This window comes from Streptomyces lucensis JCM 4490 (assembly GCF_014650035.1).
GTDB classification, from domain to species: Bacteria; Actinomycetota; Actinomycetes; order Streptomycetales; family Streptomycetaceae; genus Streptomyces; species Streptomyces lucensis.
Window position 1 is genome coordinate 33,357 of record NZ_BMUE01000012.1, and the last position, 16,279, is coordinate 49,635.

16 protein-coding genes are annotated in these 16,279 nt (G+C 72.6%); 11 read left to right on the plus strand and 5 right to left on the minus strand.

Going from position 1 to position 16,279, the window contains the following annotated elements; all coding sequences use genetic code 11:
• Positions 1 to 2: 2 nt before the first annotated feature.
• Positions 3 to 1,799: an AMP-dependent synthetase/ligase gene (locus IE177_RS24815; protein WP_190017633.1), complete on the minus strand. Its 1,797-nt coding sequence runs from the start codon at positions 1,797 to 1,799 to the stop codon at positions 3 to 5.
• Positions 1,800 to 2,095: 296 nt separating this feature from the next.
• On the opposite strand from IE177_RS24815, the gene IE177_RS24820 reads away from it, so the two are divergent.
• From IE177_RS24820 to IE177_RS24845, 6 genes are all read left to right on the plus strand, one after another.
• Positions 2,096 to 2,932 carry a metallophosphoesterase family protein gene (locus IE177_RS24820; protein ID WP_229816258.1) on the plus strand — a complete coding sequence of 279 codons (837 nt, stop codon included), beginning with the start codon at positions 2,096 to 2,098 and terminating at the stop codon, positions 2,930 to 2,932.
• A 123-nt stretch (positions 2,933 to 3,055) separates the two neighbouring features.
• Positions 3,056 to 3,493 carry an SRPBCC family protein gene (locus IE177_RS24825; RefSeq protein ID WP_190017634.1) on the plus strand — a complete coding sequence of 146 codons (438 nt, stop codon included), beginning with the start codon at positions 3,056 to 3,058 and terminating at the stop codon, positions 3,491 to 3,493.
• Between the two features lie 65 nt (positions 3,494 to 3,558).
• Positions 3,559 to 4,731, plus strand: a complete 1,173-nt coding sequence (locus IE177_RS24830; RefSeq protein ID WP_190017635.1) for an ArsA family ATPase — start codon at positions 3,559 to 3,561, stop codon at positions 4,729 to 4,731.
• Positions 4,732 to 4,787: 56 nt separating this feature from the next.
• On the plus strand, positions 4,788 to 5,276 hold the full coding sequence (locus IE177_RS24835) for a DUF5304 domain-containing protein (RefSeq protein WP_190017636.1): 489 nt from the start codon (positions 4,788 to 4,790) through the stop codon (positions 5,274 to 5,276).
• 67 nt (positions 5,277 to 5,343) lie between these two features.
• The gene (locus tag IE177_RS24840; RefSeq protein ID WP_190017637.1) at positions 5,344 to 6,297 is read left to right on the plus strand and encodes an ROK family glucokinase; all 954 of its coding nucleotides are present in this window, start codon (positions 5,344 to 5,346) and stop codon (positions 6,295 to 6,297) included.
• A gap of 148 nt (positions 6,298 to 6,445) precedes the next feature.
• Positions 6,446 to 7,204 (plus strand): endonuclease/exonuclease/phosphatase family protein, encoded by a 759-nt coding sequence (locus tag IE177_RS24845; RefSeq protein WP_190017638.1) that lies wholly within the window; start codon positions 6,446 to 6,448, stop codon positions 7,202 to 7,204.
• Positions 7,205 to 7,256: 52 nt separating this feature from the next.
• Here IE177_RS24845 and IE177_RS24850 read toward each other — a convergent pair whose 3' ends face one another.
• Positions 7,257 to 7,829 carry a hypothetical protein gene (locus IE177_RS24850; RefSeq protein ID WP_190017639.1) on the minus strand — a complete coding sequence of 191 codons (573 nt, stop codon included), beginning with the start codon at positions 7,827 to 7,829 and terminating at the stop codon, positions 7,257 to 7,259.
• Positions 7,822 to 8,601 carry an alpha/beta hydrolase gene (locus IE177_RS24855; protein ID WP_190017640.1) on the minus strand — a complete coding sequence of 260 codons (780 nt, stop codon included), beginning with the start codon at positions 8,599 to 8,601 and terminating at the stop codon, positions 7,822 to 7,824. The genes IE177_RS24850 and IE177_RS24855 overlap by 8 nt, the downstream gene beginning before the upstream one ends.
• A 145-nt stretch (positions 8,602 to 8,746) precedes the next feature.
• Between IE177_RS24855 and IE177_RS24860 the strand changes: the two genes are divergently transcribed.
• The 4 genes from IE177_RS24860 (at position 8,747) to IE177_RS24875 (ending at position 12,576) form a co-directional block, all read left to right on the plus strand.
• The gene (locus IE177_RS24860; protein WP_190017817.1) at positions 8,747 to 9,481 is read left to right on the plus strand and encodes a lysophospholipid acyltransferase family protein; all 735 of its coding nucleotides are present in this window, start codon (positions 8,747 to 8,749) and stop codon (positions 9,479 to 9,481) included.
• Positions 9,482 to 9,525: 44 nt separating this feature from the next.
• On the plus strand, positions 9,526 to 10,761 hold the full coding sequence (gene macS / locus IE177_RS24865) for a MacS family sensor histidine kinase (protein WP_190017641.1): 1,236 nt from the start codon (positions 9,526 to 9,528) through the stop codon (positions 10,759 to 10,761).
• Positions 10,758 to 11,435: a response regulator gene (locus IE177_RS24870; protein ID WP_190017642.1), complete on the plus strand. Its 678-nt coding sequence runs from the start codon at positions 10,758 to 10,760 to the stop codon at positions 11,433 to 11,435. Before macS ends, IE177_RS24870 begins: the two co-directional genes overlap by 4 nt.
• Positions 11,436 to 11,547: 112 nt before the next feature.
• On the plus strand, positions 11,548 to 12,576 hold the full coding sequence (locus tag IE177_RS24875; RefSeq protein ID WP_190017643.1) for a 6-phosphofructokinase: 1,029 nt from the start codon (positions 11,548 to 11,550) through the stop codon (positions 12,574 to 12,576).
• Between the two features lie 87 nt (positions 12,577 to 12,663).
• On the opposite strand, the gene IE177_RS24880 is transcribed toward IE177_RS24875, so the two are convergent.
• A complete protein-coding gene (locus IE177_RS24880; protein WP_190017644.1) occupies positions 12,664 to 14,520 on the minus strand; it encodes an anthranilate synthase family protein in 1,857 nt (618 codons plus the stop codon).
• A 99-nt stretch (positions 14,521 to 14,619) separates the two neighbouring features.
• Positions 14,620 to 14,676, minus strand: coding sequence for a trp operon leader peptide (locus tag IE177_RS35840; RefSeq protein WP_190017818.1), 57 nt, complete (start codon positions 14,674 to 14,676; stop codon positions 14,620 to 14,622).
• A gap of 106 nt (positions 14,677 to 14,782) precedes the next feature.
• On the opposite strand from IE177_RS35840, the gene IE177_RS24890 reads away from it, so the two are divergent.
• Entirely contained in the window at positions 14,783 to 16,135 is a 1,353-nt protein-coding gene (locus tag IE177_RS24890) for a class II 3-deoxy-7-phosphoheptulonate synthase (protein WP_190017645.1), read from the plus strand.
• Positions 16,136 to 16,279: the final 144 nt, after the last annotated feature.

Here is a 16,279-nt window from a genome sequence, read left to right on the forward strand (position 1 = left end):
GACTACTTCGCGTAGATCGCCTCGATCTCGTCCGCGTAGTCCTTCGCCACGACGTTGCGCTTCAGCTTCAGCGACGGGGTGAGGTGGCCCGACTCCTCCGAGAACTGGGAGGGCAGGACGCGGAACTTGCGCACCGACTCCGCCTTCGACACCGCGGCGTTGCCGTCGTTCACCGCCGCCTGGATCGCGGCGAGGAGATCCGGGTCCTCGCGCAGCGACACGGCGGTGGATCCCGCCGGCTTGCCGTGCTCGGCGGCCCACCGGCCCAGGAACTCCTCGTCGACGGTGATCAGCGCGGCCACGAACGGCCGCCCGTCGCCCACCACCATGCACTCCGCGACCAGCGCGTGCGCCCGGATCCGGTCCTCTATGACGGCCGGCGCCACGTTCTTGCCGCCCGCCGTGACGATGATCTCCTTCTTGCGGCCGGTGATCCTCAGGTAGCCGTCCTCGTCGAGGGTGCCGATGTCACCGGTGTGGAACCAGCCGTCCGCCAGCGCCTCGGCGGTCGCGCCCGGGTTGTTCCAGTACTCCCGGAACAGGTGCTCGCCGTGCAGCAGCACCTCGCCGTCGTCCGCGATCCGCACCACCGAGCCCGGCAGCGGCTGCCCGACCGTGCCGATCTTCTGCCGGTCCCACGGGTTGAACGCGGTCGCAGCGCAGGACTCGGTCAGACCGTAGCCCTCCAGCACCGTGAAGCCGATGCCCCGGAAGAAGTGGCCGAGCCGCTCGCCGAGGGGGGCGCCGCCGGAGATGGCGTACTCGCCCCGGCCGCCCAGCACCGCGCGCAGCTTGCTGTAGACCAGCCTGTCGAAGACCTTGTGCTTGATCTTCAGGCCGAGCGACGGGCCCGAGGGGCTGTCCAGCGCCTTGCTGTAGGCGATCGCCGTGTCCGCCGCCTTGTCGAAGATCGCGCCCTTGCCGTCGGCCTGCGCCTTGGCCCGGGCCGTGTTGTAGACCTTCTCGAAGACCCGGGGGACGCCGAGGATCAGCGTCGGCCGGTACGCGGCCAGCTCGTCGGTGAGGTTCTTGATGTCCGGGACGCAGCCCAGCTTGATCGGCGCGATCATCGGCGCGATCTGCACCAGCCGCCCGAAGACGTGGGCGAGCGGGAGGAAGAGCAGCACCGAGCACTCGCCCGTGCGGAACAGCGGGCGCAGCCGCTCCACGATGTTGCCGCACTCGGCGAAGAAGCTGCGGTGGGTGAGGACACAGCCCTTGGGGCGCCCGGTCGTGCCGCTCGTGTACACGATGGTCGCCGGGTCGTCGGCCTTGGCGAGCGAGCTGCGCTCCTCGACCGTCTCGTCCGACAGGTCCTGCCCGAGCCGGGCCAGCTCCTCCAGGCCCCCGGCCTCGATCTGCCAGAGGTTCTTCAGCGCGGGCAGCGAGTCGCGCACCGCCTCCACGGCCGCCGCGTGGGTGTCCAGCTCCACGACGCACGCGGTCGCGCCCGAGTCGGACAGGATCCACTGCACCTGCTCCGGCGAGCTGGTCTCGTACACCGGCACGGTGATCGCGCCCGCGCTCCAGATCGCGAAGTCGAGCAGCGTCCACTCGTAGCGGGTGCGGGACATCAGTCCCACCCGGTCGCCCGGCTGCACCCCGGCGGCGATGAGCCCCTTGGCGGCGGTGCGCACCTCGGCCAGGAACTCCCGGGCCGTCACGTCCTGCCAGACGCCGTCCACCTTGCGGGCGATGACGGCGACGCCGGGATGCTGCGCGGCGTTTCTGCGGACGATGTCGCTCAGATTGCCGTCCGCAGGGACCTCGTACAAAGCCGGAAGGCTGAACTCGCGCAAGACTGCTGCTCCTCATAGGGCGCCGGCGCCACGACGTTGTGCGATGCGACGGTGCGGTCCAAGGCTCGGGCAGGTGCTCGGGAATTCACAAGTTGAAATCCTGAGCACGACTGGACTGCCCGGACGTTACCCGCCGGTATGGCCTCTACGACAGGGGGTCCCGCCGAGATGTTCGCTGCGTCACACAGGTTGGCGTTCCTTCGCGCACAGTAGTCCACGGCCGAACCGACCGGCGAGTAACCGCAGGCCCGACCGGCACTGTTCACGCGGACCGCGCACGCCTACGCTTGATCGCCATGGCGTCCACACCCTCCGGATCCACACCCTTCGCACGAACCGCACACACCCGCTCCGGCACCCGGCGCACACGCGTCCACGTGGTCAGCGACGTGCACGGCAACGCGCGGGACCTGGCCCGGGCCGGCGAGGGCGCCGACGCCCTGATCTGCCTGGGCGACCTCGTCCTCTTCCTCGACTACGCCGACCACTCGCGCGGGATCTTCCCCGACCTGTTCGGCAAGGAGAACGCCGACCGCATCGTCGAGCTGCGCACCGCCCGCCGCTTCGCCGAGGCCCGTGAGTTCGGCGCCCGGCTGTGGGCCGGCATCGGCGCCGACCGGGCCACGGCCATCGAGACGGCGGTGCGCAAGCAGTACGCCGAGCTGTTCGCCGCGTTCCCCACGCCGACGTACGCCACCTACGGGAACGTCGACATGCCGCCCCTGTGGCGCGAGTACGCCCTGCCGGGCACCACGGTCCTCGACGGTCAGCGGGTGGAGATCGGCGGCCGCGTCTTCGGCTTCGTCGGCGGTGGCCTGCGCACCCCGATGCGGACGCCCTACGAGATCAGCGACGAGGAGTACGCGGCCAAGATCGAGGCCGTCGGCGAGGTCGACGTGCTCTGCACGCACATCCCGCCGGAAGTGCCCGAACTGGTCTACGACACCGTCGCCCGCCGCTTCGAGCGCGGCAGCCGTGCCCTGCTGGACGCCATCCGCCGCACCCGGCCCCGCTACTCGCTGTTCGGGCACGTCCACCAGCCGCTGGTGCGCCGCATGCGGATCGGCGCCACCGAGTGCGTGAACGTGGGCCACTTCGCCGGGACCGGAACGCCCTGGGCGCTCGAATGGTGAGCGGGGGCGGACGGGATGAAGGCGGCAGGTCGGCGGCGCGGTAGCCTTCACGCTGCACACACGTGCGCAGCCCCGCGCACACGAAACCTCTCTACACGGCCCGCATCCGGAGGAGCCACGGCGATGGCGGAACACACCAGTTCGAGCATCACGATCGAGGCGGCCCCGGCCGAGGTCATGGCGGTGATCGCCGACTTCGCGCGCTACCCGGACTGGACCGGCGAGGTGAAGGAGGCCGAGGTCCTCGCGGCCGACGAGCAGGGCCGCGCCGAGCAGGTGCGCCTCGTCATGGACGCCGGCGCCATCAAGGACGACCAGACCCTGGCCTACACCTGGACCGGCGACCACGAGGTCTCCTGGACCCTGTTGAAGTCCCAGATGCTCCGCGCCCTGGACGGCTCCTACCTGCTGAAGCCGGCCACGGCCGGCGGCACCGAGGTCACCTACCGGCTCACGGTGGACGTCAAGATCCCCATGCTGGGCATGATCAAGCGCAAGGCGGAGAAGGTCATCATCGACCGCGCCCTGGCGGGCCTGAAGAAGAGGGTGGAATCGGCGTAGGCCACCGGCGGGGGCCGGGCGGCGCCGACGGCGCGGACCGCCGCGGTCCGTTACGGTTCACCCTCATGCGCACCATCCTGATCACGGGTCCCGGCGGCAGCGGCCGCAGCACCATCGCCGCCGCCACCGCGGCGCGCGCCGCGGCCGACGGCACCCGGACCCTGCTGCTGAGCGCGGACCGCACGGACACCCCGGGCGCGGCACTGGGTACCGCGACGGGACCGGCCCCCGCCGAGGCCGCCCCGCTCCTCACCGTGTGCAGACCCGACGCCGTCGACCGCTTCCGTCAGGACCTCACCGCCTTCCAGACGCGCGCCGCGAACGTCCTGGACCTGCTCGGCGCCGTGCGACTGGACGCAGAGGAGGTCACCCCGCTGCCCGGCGCGGAGGAGCTGTCCTTCCTGCGCGCCCTGCGGGACGCCGTCCTCTGTGAGCGCTACGACCTCCTCGTCGTCGACCTCCCGCCCCTCCCGCAGGCCCTCGCCCTGCTGGCCCTCCCCGAGGAGCTGCGCCGCTACCTGCGCCGCCTGCTCCCGCCCGAGCGGCAGGCCGCCCGCGCCCTGCGCCCGGTCCTCGGCCGGCTGGCCGGCGTGCCCATGCCCGCCGACTGGCTGTACGAGACGGCGGCCCGCTGGGACCTCGAACTGGCCGCCGTCGAGGCCGTCCTCACCGACCGCGGCACGGCCGTCCGCCTGGTCGCCGAACCCGGCCCGGCCGGCGCGGACGCCGTGCGCACCGCCACCCTCGGCCTGGCCCTGCGCGGCCTGCCCACCGAGGCCCTGATCGCCAACCGCGTCCTGCCCGACGCCGACGGCGGCACCTGGCTCGCCGGGCTCCTCGCCCAGCAGCGCAAGACCCTCGCCGAGTGGCAGCAGGAGTACGACGTCCACCCCGTACCCCACCTCGGCCGCGACCCCCACGGCACCGACGACCTCGCCGCCCTCGCCGTACCGGCCGTCAACCCGGCGCCCGCCCCCGTCGAGTGGCCCGTCACCGACCGGATCGCCGAGGACGGCGTCCTGGTCTGGCACGTCCCGCTGCCCGGCGCGATACGGGACGAGCTGGACCTCATCCGGCGCGGCGACGAACTGCTGATCGCCGTGGGCCCCTTCCGCCGGATCGTCCCGCTCCCCTCCGCCCTGCGCCGCTGCACCGTCGCGGGAGCCGCGCTCCGCGAGGGGGAACTGCGTGTCCGCTTCGCCCCGGACCCCGGCCTGTGGCCCACCGGCGGACGGTGAACGGCGTCGCCCGTTCGGGTAACGTCGTAGGGGCGAACCGTAGTCAGGAGTCCGCCATGAGCGAAGACCGTCCCGCGTCCGGTCCCTCCGGTCAGGAGCAGGAGCGGGCTGCCGACGCCGACGCCTGGGCCACCGCCTGCGCCGAGGACCTCGCCGCCGAGAAGGCCCGCCGCCGTACCGAGCAGGGGCCGCCGCCCGGCTCCGCCGCCGAGGAACTGCGCCGGCTCGTGGACACGGTGGCCGACAAGCTGTCCGGCCTCCAGTCCCCGCTGCTCGGCGGCCTGGCCGGACCCGCGGCCCAGCAGGTCGTGCGGCAGGTCGTCGAGCAGGCGAAGGCCGCCGTCGAGCCGGTCATCGAGCGCAACCCGGACGTCTTCGACCACCTCGCCGCGGCCGGCACCGAGCTGCTGGCCGCCTACCGCTCCGCCGTCCAGTCCCAGGAGCGGCGCTGGACCACCGGCCCGGCCGGCCCGAAGGACGACCGGCCCGACCGCGGCGACGGGAGTGAGGGCACCGGTCCGGGGGAGCGCATCGACCTGGACTGAAGCCCTGGCACGGCAGGGCCTCGGGTACGGTTGGCCGTAGCGGGGCTCGACCGGAACTGAGGGATTCATGGGACTCACCATCGGCGTCGACATCGGCGGCACGAAGATCGCGGCCGGCGTGGTCGACGAGGAAGGCAACATCCTCTCGACCTTCAAGGTGCCGACCCCCACCACGCCCGAGGCCATCGTGGACGCCATCGCCTCGGCGGTGGAGGGCGCGCGTGCGGGACACGAGATCGTCGGTGTGGGCATCGGCGCCGCCGGTTACGTCAACCGGCAGCGCTCCACGGTGTACTTCGCGCCCAACATCGACTGGCGCAACGAGCCGCTGAAGGAGAAGGTCGAGGCGCGCACCGGCCTCCCGGTCGTGGTCGAGAACGACGCCAACGCGGCCGCCTGGGGCGAGTACAAGTTCGGTGCGGGCAAGGGCCACCGCAACGTCATCTGCATCACGCTCGGCACCGGCCTCGGCGGCGGCATCATCATCGGCAACAAGCTGCGCCGCGGTCACTTCGGCGTGGCCGCCGAGTTCGGCCACATCCGGATGGTCCCGGACGGCCTGCTGTGCGGCTGCGGCTCGCAGGGCTGCTGGGAGCAGTACGCCTCCGGGCGCGCCCTGGTCCGCTACGCCAAGCAGCGCGCCAACGCCACCCCCGAGCGCGCCGAGTTGCTGCTCGCGCTCGGCGACGGCACCCCCGACGGCATCGAGGGCAAGCACATCTCCATGGCCGCCCGCCAGGGCTGCCCGGTCGCCGTCGACTCCTACCGTGAGCTGGCCCGCTGGGCCGGCGCGGGCCTCGCCGACCTGGCCTCCCTCTTCGACCCGTCCGCGTTCATCGTCGGCGGCGGCCTCTCCGACGAGGGCGACCTGGTCCTGGACCCGATCCGCAAGTCCTACAAGCGCTGGCTGGTCGGCGGCAACTGGCGCCCGGTCGCCGACGTGATCGCGGCCCAGCTCGGCAACAAGGCCGGCATGGTGGGCGCGGCGGACCTGGCCCGCGAGCCCGACCCGGTCATGTGACGTCCACGGCCTGACCTGCGGCGGCAGGGCCTGCTCCAGGGGCGCGGGGAACAGCGCGACCAGCCATGAAGCACCGGCGGTCGCACACGGTACCCCGCGCCCCGAGTCATGCCGCGGCCCCCGCTCCCGGGCGGCGTAGATTGTCGGCATGGCAACCCCGCTGCTCCCCAACTCCCGCACGGAAGCCGACGGTTCCGCGGTCATCAGGGTCCTGAGCTACAACATCCGCTCGATGCGGGACGACGCGGACGCCCTGGCCCGTGTCATCACCGCCTGTGCCCCCGACCTGGTCCTCGTCCAGGAGGCCCCCCGCTTCTTCCGCTGGCGCAAGAAGCTCGCCCGGCTCGCAGCGGCCTCCGGGCAGGTCGTCCTCACCGGAGGTGCGACGGCGGCGGGACCCGCGATCCTGTGCGGTCTGCGGGCCACGGTGGAGCGGACGCAGGACGTGCTGCTCCCCCTCACCCCCGGCCTCCACCGGCGCGGCTTCGCCACCGCCGTCGTACGGTTCGGGGGCGCCCGGCTGGGCGTGCTCAGCTGCCATCTGTCGCTGCAGCGGGACGAGCGGTACGAGCAGGGCGGCATGCTGCTGGACCGGCTCGCCGCGATGGGGGTGGAGCACGCGGTCGCGGGCGGCGATCTGAACGACACCCCGGACGGCCGCACCTTCGGTCACCTCGCCGGGCACGCGAACCTCCAGGACTGCCACGCCACGGCCCCGTGGGGCGGCGAGTTCACGTCCACCGCGACCGACCCCCGCAAGCGCATCGACGCCGTCTTCGCGACCAAGGGCATCGAGGTGCTCGGCTGCGGCGTCCCGCTGGACCAGCCGGGAGTCTCGGCGGCCGACCTCAGGGCGGCCACCGACCACCTGCCGGTACTGGCCGCCCTCAGGGTCCCGGCCGCCTGAGGCCGGCCCCGCCGCGGGGCCGCTCCCTCAGGCGCCCGGGACCGGCGCCCCCTCAGACCACGGCCCCCCGGCCCGGGTCGTCGTCCTCGTCGTCGTCCGTCTGCATCCGCATCACCAGCGTCGCGAAGCCGCCGAGGAAACCGCCGACGCCCAGCGTCGTCAGCCACCAGGTCATCTCCCAGCCGAACAGGACGGCCAGCAGGACGAGGACCGGGCCGCCGACCACGCCCAGCCAGGCGAACCTGGCGGTCGTGTCGGCGGCCGGCAGCGGCGGCGGTTCGGGCGGTACGAAGTGGCCCTCGTCGTCCTCGTCGAAGTCGTCGTCGGACGGCTCGGGCGCCGTGTGGTCGCGCGGTCCGACCCCGGGCGCGAAGGAGACCGAGCTGCCCAGCGGCCGGGCCGGCCGCGGATCGGCCGGTTCGTCCTTGCCGCCCTCGGCCGCGTCCTTCTCCAGCAGCGCGAGATCCTCGACCGGCTTGAACGGCCTGGCGCCCGGCGGGTCCGGCGGCTCCTCGCCGTACCCGGCGACGATCGCCCGCCAGGCCGCGGCCTCGTCGAACGGCACGCCCTGCTCGTCCGGGTCGCGCTCCTCGCGGTTGTCACGGTCGGAGTCGTGCTCAGCCAACTGCGGCCGTCCCTTCCTTGCCGACACTGGGTGCGAGCCGGCCGATGAAGGCGAGGCTCTCCTCGAAGATCCGGTCCGCGTCGTTGTCCAACGTCGCGACGTGGTAGCTGTGTTCCAGCACCACCTCCGTCACGTCCGTGGACGACACCCGGCCCAGCACCCGGGCCGGGTCCGCCGCCGGGACGACATGGTCCCGCGCGCTGCGCAGCAGCAGCAAAGGCTGGGTCACCTGGGGCAGTTCGCCGTCCAGCCGGCGCAGGAACACCCGCAGCGAGTGCGCCGCGTGCAGCGGCACGCGGTCGTAGCCCAGCTCCGCCGCGCCCTCCCGCGCGATGTCGCTGGCGATGCCCTTCGTCGTCCGCACGAGGTGCCGGGCCACCGGGAGGGCGTACGCCGACAGGCCGTGCACCTTGTTCGCCGGGTTGACGACCACCGCGCCCGTGACCCGCTCGCCGTGCCGGGCCGCGAGCCGCAGCGCCAGCGCCCCGCCCATCGACAGGCCCGCGACGAACACCCGCGCACACCGGTCGGAGAGCAGGCGCAGTTCGCGGTCCACCTCCGCGTACCAGTCCTGCCAGCCCGTGACCTGCATGTCCTCCCAGCGGGTGCCGTGGCCGGGCAGCAGCGGCAGGGACACGGTCAGGCCGTGGGCGGCGTGGTGCTCCGCCCAGGGGCGCAGCGACTGGGGCGAGCCGGTGAACCCGTGGCAGAGGAGGACGCCCACCTCCCCGCCCTCGTGGCGGTACGGCTCGGCTCCGGGGAGAACCGGCACCTTTCGACTCTCCTGTCCGTGGGAGGAAAAACGCGCGGATGTGGTTCACCGTACGCGACCGCACTGACACCGACCAGGGGCGTCGGGTCCTTCGGCGGCGCTCCGGGTTAAGGTCTGTGCGACGGACACAGGAGGAACACGGGTGTTGTACGGCACGATGAAGGTCGCCATCGGCGGGCCGCTGAAGGTTGCCTTCAGGCCCTGGGTGGAGGGACTGGAGAACATTCCGGCCGCGGGCCCCGCGATCCTGGCCAGCAACCATCTGTCCTTCTCGGACTCGTTCTTCCTGCCGGCCGTCCTGGACCGCAAGGTCACCTTCATCGCGAAGGCCGAGTACTTCACCACGCCCGGCGTGAAGGGCCGCCTGACCGCCGCCTTCTTCAAGGGCGTCGGACAGCTCCCGGTGGACCGCTCCGGAGCGCGCGGCGCCGGCGAGGCGGCCATCAGGAGCGGCATAGAGGTGCTGGAGCGGGGCGAGCTGTTCGGCATCTACCCCGAGGGCACCCGCTCGCCCGACGGCCGGCTCTACCGCGGCAAGCCGGGCGGACTCGCGCGCGTGGCGCTCGCCACCGGCGCGCCGGTGATCCCGGTCGCCATGATCGACACGGAGAAGATCCAGCCGCCCGGCAAGGTCGTGCCCAAGCTGATGCGGCCCGGCATCCGCATCGGCAGGCCCATGGACTTCAGCCGCTACCAGGGCATGGACCACGACCGCTTCGTGCTGCGCGCCCTGACCGACGAGGTCATGTACGAGATCATGAAGCTCTCCGGCCAGGAGTACGTCGACATGTACGCGACCGCCGCCAAGCGGCAGATCGCGGAGGCGGCGAAGGCGGCCAAGGAAGCGGAGAAGGCGGAGAAGAAGCAGGCCGAGTCCTAGCCGGGGGGCTCAGCGGGACCGGGGGATCGGGGGGACCGGGGGACATGCCCAGGCGCGAACGCGTCATGACGATGTCGGTCGAGCTGCCGCTGTGGCGTGCGCTGGCCGGCTACCGCGTGCTGACCATGCTGTACGCGATCGGCCTGTGCGCCACGGCGTGGTCCCACTTCGTACGGCCCTGGGTCGCCGTCGCCTACTACGCCGTCCTGGCCGTGTGGACCCTCGCCACCCTGCCCAAGGTGGCGAGCGAGGCGGCCTGCACCCGGCGCTTCCTGGCCGCCGACCTGACCGTCGCCCTCGCCGGCATCCTGCTCACTCCGCTCGCCGACAACCACGAGCGGATCGCGGGCGGCGGCCCCACCCTGCCGTCCATATGGACCGCCGGCTCGGTGCTGGCCTTCGCCATCAAGGGCGGCTGGCGCTGGGCCGCCGTCGCCTCCACCGCCGTCGCCGTCGTCAACCTGGTCGAGCGCGGCAGCCCCGCCCGGGACACCGTGCACAACGTGATCCTGGTCTGGGTGGCCTCCATCGCCATCGGCTACGTCGTGGAGGTGGCCCGCGCCTCCGAGCGCACCCTCGCCCGCGCCCTGGAGATCGAGGCCGCGACCCGGGAGCGGGAGCGGCTGGCCCGGGACATCCACGACGGCGTGCTGCAGGTCCTGGCGATGGTGAAGCGCCGCGGCACCGCCCTCGGCGGAGAGGCCGCCGAACTGGGCCGGCTGGCCGGGGAGCAGGAGGTGGCCCTGCGCACGCTGGTCTCCGGGGGCCTGGTGCCGGTGTCCCGGGTGTCGGAGGACGCGGCCGCCGGCGCCGTCGTGCGCGCCGTCGAGGTGCCGTACGAGGACGAGCCGGCCGGACCGGTCGACCTGCGCTCCCTGCTCGCCCCCTACGCCTGCGGCCGGGTCGGCTTCGCCGAGCCCGGCGCACCGGTGCCGCTGCCGCACGCCGCGGCCCGGGAGGTGGCCGCCGCCGTCGGGGCCGCCCTGGACAACGTCCGGATGCACGCAGGCGAGGGTGCCCGGGCCTGGATCCTGGTCGAGGACGAGCCGGACGAGGTCGTCGTGACCGTCCGGGACGACGGCCCCGGCATCCCGGAGGGCCGGCTCGCCCAGGCCGAGGGGGAGGGCCGGCTCGGCGTGGCCCAGTCCATCCGCGGACGGCTGCGGGACCTCGGCGGCAGCGCCGAGCTGATCTCCGTCCCCGGTCAGGGCACGGAAGTCGAACTGAAGGTACCGAAGGGCGCCGCACGGGCGCGGGGGAAGAAGGCGGAGCAGCGATGACGCAGCAGCAGGACCCGATCAGGGTCATGGTGGTCGACGACCACCCCATGTGGCGCGACGCGGTCGCCCGGGACCTGGCCGAGTCCGGCTTCGAGGTGGTCGCCACCGCCGGGGACGGCGAGCAGGCGGTCCGCCGGGCCAGGGCCGCCGCCCCCGACGTCCTCGTCCTCGACCTCAACCTGCCCGCCAAGCCCGGCGTCCAGGTCTGCAAGGAACTCGTCGCCCACAACCCGGCGTTGCGCGTCCTGGTCCTCTCGGCGAGCGGTGAGCACGCCGACGTGCTGGAGGCGGTCAAGTCCGGCGCGACCGGCTACCTGCTGAAGTCCGCCTCCACCGGGGAACTGCTCGACGCGGTGCGCCGTACGGCCGCCGGGGACCCGGTGTTCACCCCGGGCCTGGCCGGCCTGGTCCTCGGCGAGTACCGGCGCCTGGCCACCGAGCCGGCGCCCGCCGCCGACGCCGACGAGCCGGGCGCACCCCGGCTGACGGACCGGGAGACGGAGGTGCTGCGCCTCGTCGCCAAGGGCCTGAGCTACAAGCAGATCGCCGAACGCCTCGTCATCTCCCACCGCACGGTCCAGAACCACGTCCAGAACACCCTCGGCAAGCTCCAGTTGCACAACCGGGTGGAACTGGTGCGGTACGCGATAGAGCGCGGACTCGACGACGAGTAGCGCCCGGAATCCGGCGACGCGCCCCGAATCACCCTTGGCGCCTCTGACGAAGTGGCGCGGATCACCACTAGCGTGACCGATCGTCAGGCAAGCGCGGCAAAGGGACATTTCCATGCGAGTCGGAGTACTGACCGGAGGCGGCGACTGCCCCGGGCTCAACGCCGTCATCCGGGGCATCGTGCGCAAGGGCGTGCAGGAGTACGGCTATGACTTCGTCGGCTTCCGGGACGGCTGGCGCGGTCCTCTCGAGAACGACACCGTCCGCCTCGACATCCCCGCGGTGCGCGGCATCCTGCCCCGCGGCGGCACCGTCCTGGGCTCCTCGCGGACCAACCCCCTCAAGGTGGAGGGCGGCATCCGCCGCATCAAGGACAACCTCGCCAAGCAGGAGGTCGAAGCCCTCGTCGCGATCGGCGGCGAGGACACCCTGGGCGTGGCCGCGCGCCTGTCCGACGAGTACGGGGTGCCGTGCGTCGGCGTGCCCAAGACCATCGACAACGACCTGTCCGCCACCGACTACACCTTCGGCTTCGACACGGCCGTCGGCATCGCCACCGAGGCCATCGACCGGCTGCACACCACCGCCGAGTCCCACATGCGGGTCCTGGTCTGCGAGGTGATGGGCCGCCACGCCGGCTGGATCGCCCTGCACTCGGGCCTCGCCGGCGGCGCCAACGTCATCCTCATCCCCGAGCAGCGCTTCGACCTGGACCAGGTGTGCGCCTGGATCACCTCCCGCTTCAAGGCGTCGTACGCCCCGATCGTCGTCGTCGCCGAGGGCGCCATGCCCAAGGACGGCGACGTGGTCCTCAAGGACGACTCGCTGGACTCCTTCGGTCACGTGCGGCTCTCCGGGATCGGCGAGTGGCTGGCCAAGGAGATCGAGAAGCGCACCGGCAAGGAGGCCCGCACCACCGTCCTCGGGCACGTCCAGCGCGGCGGCACCCCGAGCGCCTTCGACCGCTGGCTGGCCACCCGCTTCGGCCTGCACGCCATCGACTGCGTCCGCGACGGCGACTTCGGCAAGATGGTCGCCCTGCGCGGTACCGGCGTCGTCCGGGTGCCGATCTCCGAGGCCACCGCCAGGCTGAAGACGGTGGACCCGGAGCTGTACACGGAGGCCGGGGTGTTCTTCGGCTGACCGGCGCCGGGGCTGTGGGCCGGTGCGCGGCCCACAGCCCGGTCACGACACGGCCCGGTCAGTCATGTCAGGGCCGTCCCGCCCCGGTCACGGCTGCCGCAGGAGCGCTCCGTTCAGCAGTTCCGTCACGATCGCCTGGCCGTTCAGCGTCAGCACCGACTCCGGGTGGAACTGGACCGACGCGAAGCGGGCCGCGCGCAAGGCGTGCACCTCCCCGTTTTCCGCCCGGCTCACCTCGACGCCGCGCGCGGTCAGCTCCCGGGCGGCCTCGTCGTCGCAGTGCGCGACGAAGCTGTTGTAGAAGCCGACGGTCTCCTGCCGCCCGAACAGGTCGACCGTGGTCTGCGCGCCCTGGTACGGCACCTCCTTGCGCACGATCTCCAGCCCCAGCCCGGCCGCGATCAGCTCGTGGCCCAGGCACACGCCCAGCACGCCGTGCCGGTGCTCGCGGATCACCGTGGCGGCCAGCTCCCGCAGGATCCGCATCTTCGGGTCGGCCCCGTCGCAGGGGTCACCGGGCCCGGGGCCCAGCACGACCGGCCCCTCGTGCGCGAGCACGGTCTCCCGCAGCCCCGGCTCGTCGTACCGGCGCACGGTCACCTCCAGCCCGCTGGAGCGCAGCACGTGCGCCAGCATCGCGGTGAAGGTGTCCTCGCCGTCGACCACGAGGGCGTGTCCGTCCAGCGCGGCGGACCGCTCCTGCATCCGCAGCCAGAACGGGGCCAGGGCCGAGCGCCGCCCGTCCAGCGCGGCCCGCACCCGCGGATCGTCGGCCAGCCGGGGCCGGTCCCGCTCCGCGCGCGGCCGGGACGGCCGCACCCCGAGGGCGGCCAGCACGCCCGCCGCCTTCGCGTGCGTCTCGGCCACCTCGCCCGCCGGGTCCGAGCCCCGCACGAGCGTCGCCCCGACCGGGACCCGCAGCCGGCCGCCGGCGTCGATGTCGGCGGTGCGGATCAGGATGGGGGAGTCCAGGGTCTGGGCGCCCCCCGCGTCCCGCCCGAGCAGCGCGAGCGCACCGGCGTAGTAACCCCGGCCGCCCACCTCGTGGCGCTCGATCACCCGGCACGCGTTCTGCACGGGCGACCCGGTGACGGTCGCCGCGAACATGGTCTCGCGCAGCACCTCCCGCACGTCCAGGGAGGACCTGCCGCGCAGCTCGTACTCGGTGTGCGCGAGGTGCGCCATCTCCTTCAGCCGGGGCCCGACGACCACCCCGCCCATGTCGCCGACGGTGCACATCATCTTGAGTTCCTCGTCGACGACCATCGACAGTTCCTCGATCTCCTTGCCGTCGGCGAGGAAGTCCAGCAGGTGCTCCGGGGTGGGACCCCCGGCGGGATAGCGGTACGTGCCGCTGATCGGGTTCATCACGACCGTCCCGCCGGACATGCGCACGTGCACCTCCGGACTGGCGCCCACGAGTGTCCGGTCCCCGGTGTGCACCACGAACGTCCAGTACGCGCCCCGCTCGCCCTCCAGCAGCCGGCGGAACAGCGCGAGCGCGTCAGCACGGCCAAAGCCGGGGATCTCCCCCTGGAACGTGCGCCGGATCACGAAGTTGGCACCCTCGCCCTGCCCGATCTCCTGGGTCAGCACCCGTCCGACGATCCCGGCGTACTCCTCGTCGTCCACGTCGAAGGCACCGCCCTCGACCCGCACCTCGTGCGCGGGCAGCATGCCGAGCGCCTCGGCCGGCGGGATCTCGTACGACTCCTCGGGGGTCAGTGCCAGCAGCGGGGTGCCGTCGTCGCGCACGTCGAAGCCGCGCTCGCGGATCTGCCGGAACGGCACCAGCGCGAGGCCCTCGCCGGGGAGGTCGGCCAGCCGGTCGTGGCTGGTCACCGGGCCGACCAGCACCTCCACCGGGTGTTCGGCGCGGCCCGGGACGCGGCGGCGCAGCAGGGCGAAGGGGCGGGGGTCGGACAGCAGGTCCTGCAGGTTCACGGGTCGGGCTCCTTCTCGATCTTCTGACGGAGAGGAACGGCCCGGGAAACACCGAAGGCCGCCCCTCGGGCGGCCTTCGCGAAGTCTGTGTACGCGCGATCAGCGGGCCGCCGGATAAGCGGTCCACCACCAGGTCTGGATCGAAGGCGCGAACATGCCGGGAACCCTACCCCACCCCCGGACCGTCCACGCTGCAGTCCTTCCGTCTCATCCTTCGAGCACCGGGAAAAAACTCCCGACCCGACCCCGTAATGTTTACGGGGTGACCGTGAACGCTAAGACCAGCCCCAGCGCTGGCAACACCTGGCGAAACCTGCCCGCGGCGCAGCAGCCCGAGTACCCCGACGCCGAGGCTCTGCGCGCAGTGATCGCGGACCTCGAGTCGTATCCGCCGCTCGTCTTCGCGGGCGAGTGCGACCAGCTGCGCGCCCGGATGGCGGCCGTCGCCAAGGGAGAGGCGTTCCTCCTCCAGGGCGGCGACTGCGCCGAGGCCTTCGACGCGGTGTCCGCCGACCACATCCGCAACAAGCTCAAGACGCTCCTGCAGATGGGCGCCGTCCTGACCTACGCGGCCTCCGTGCCCGTGGTGAAGGTCGGCCGCATCGCGGGGCAGTACTCCAAGCCGCGCTCCAAGCCGACCGAGACCCGCGACGGCCTGACGCTGCCGGTGTACCGGGGCGACTCCGTCAACGGCTTCGACTTCACCGAGGCCAGCCGCATCCCGGACCCCGAGCGGCTCAAGCGCATGTACCACGCCTCGGCGTCCACGCTGAACCTGGTGCGCGCCTTCACCACCGGCGGTTACGCCGACCTGCGCCAGGTGCACGCCTGGAACCAGGACTTCGTGCGGACGTCGCCGTCGGGCCAGCGCTACGAGCAGCTCGCGCGCGAGATCGACAACGCGCTGAACTTCATGCGGGCCTGCGGCACCGACCCGGAGGAGTTCAAGACCGTCGAGTTCTTCTCCTCGCACGAGGCGCTGCTGCTGGACTACGAGTCCGCCCTGACCCGGGTCGACTCCCGCACCGGCAAGCTGTACGACGTCTCCGCGCACATGGTGTGGATCGGCGAGCGCACCCGGCAGCTGGACCACGCGCACATCGAGTTCGCGTCGAGGATCCGCAACCCGATCGGCATCAAGCTCGGTCCGTCCACGACGGCCGAGGAGGCGCTGCGGTACATCGACCGCCTCGACCCCGAGCGGGAGCCGGGCCGGCTGACCTTCATCGTCCGCATGGGCGCCGACAAGATCCGTGACCGGCTGCCCGAGCTGGTCGAGAAGGTCACGGCGTCCGGCGCGACGGTGGCCTGGGTGACCGACCCGATGCACGGCAACACCTTCGAGGCGGCCTCCGGCCACAAGACCCGCCGCTTCGACGACGTGCTCGACGAGGTCAAGGGCTTCTTCGAGGTCCACAAGGCGCTCGGCACCCATCCGGGCGGCATCCACGTGGAGCTGACCGGCGACGACGTCACCGAGTGCGTGGGCGGCGGCGACGAGATCTTCGTCGACGACCTGCACCAGCGCTACGAGACGGCCTGCGACCCGCGCCTGAACCGCAGCCAGTCGCTGGACCTGGCGTTCCTGGTGGCCGAGATGTACCGGGACCAGTGACGGCGCCGTCCGCCGTACCGGCCTGAGTGGGGCGCGGATCACAGCCGATCCGCGCCCCCGCCCCTTTCACGCTTCCCGGGCGATGGGTAAGGTTAGGTTTGCCTCACCGGACAAACGGGATGGCAGTCAAGAGCGATCCCGTCG

Excerpts from the sequence above, each read along its gene's own strand:
- macS (WP_190017641.1), top strand. The coding sequence starts at position 9,526 with ATGCCCAGGCGCGAACGCGTCATGACGATGTCGGTCGAGCTGCCGCTG.
- IE177_RS24820 (WP_229816258.1), top strand. The coding sequence starts at position 2,096 with ATGGCGTCCACACCCTCCGGATCCACACCCTTCGCACGAACCGCACAC.
- IE177_RS24840 (WP_190017637.1), top strand. The coding sequence starts at position 5,344 with ATGGGACTCACCATCGGCGTCGACATCGGCGGCACGAAGATCGCGGCC.
- IE177_RS24835 (WP_190017636.1), top strand. The coding sequence starts at position 4,788 with ATGAGCGAAGACCGTCCCGCGTCCGGTCCCTCCGGTCAGGAGCAGGAG.
- IE177_RS24845 (WP_190017638.1), top strand. The coding sequence starts at position 6,446 with ATGGCAACCCCGCTGCTCCCCAACTCCCGCACGGAAGCCGACGGTTCC.
- IE177_RS24875 (WP_190017643.1), top strand. The coding sequence starts at position 11,548 with ATGCGAGTCGGAGTACTGACCGGAGGCGGCGACTGCCCCGGGCTCAAC.
- IE177_RS24870 (WP_190017642.1), top strand. The coding sequence starts at position 10,758 with ATGACGCAGCAGCAGGACCCGATCAGGGTCATGGTGGTCGACGACCAC.
- IE177_RS24830 (WP_190017635.1), top strand. The coding sequence starts at position 3,559 with ATGCGCACCATCCTGATCACGGGTCCCGGCGGCAGCGGCCGCAGCACC.
- IE177_RS24825 (WP_190017634.1), top strand. The coding sequence starts at position 3,056 with ATGGCGGAACACACCAGTTCGAGCATCACGATCGAGGCGGCCCCGGCC.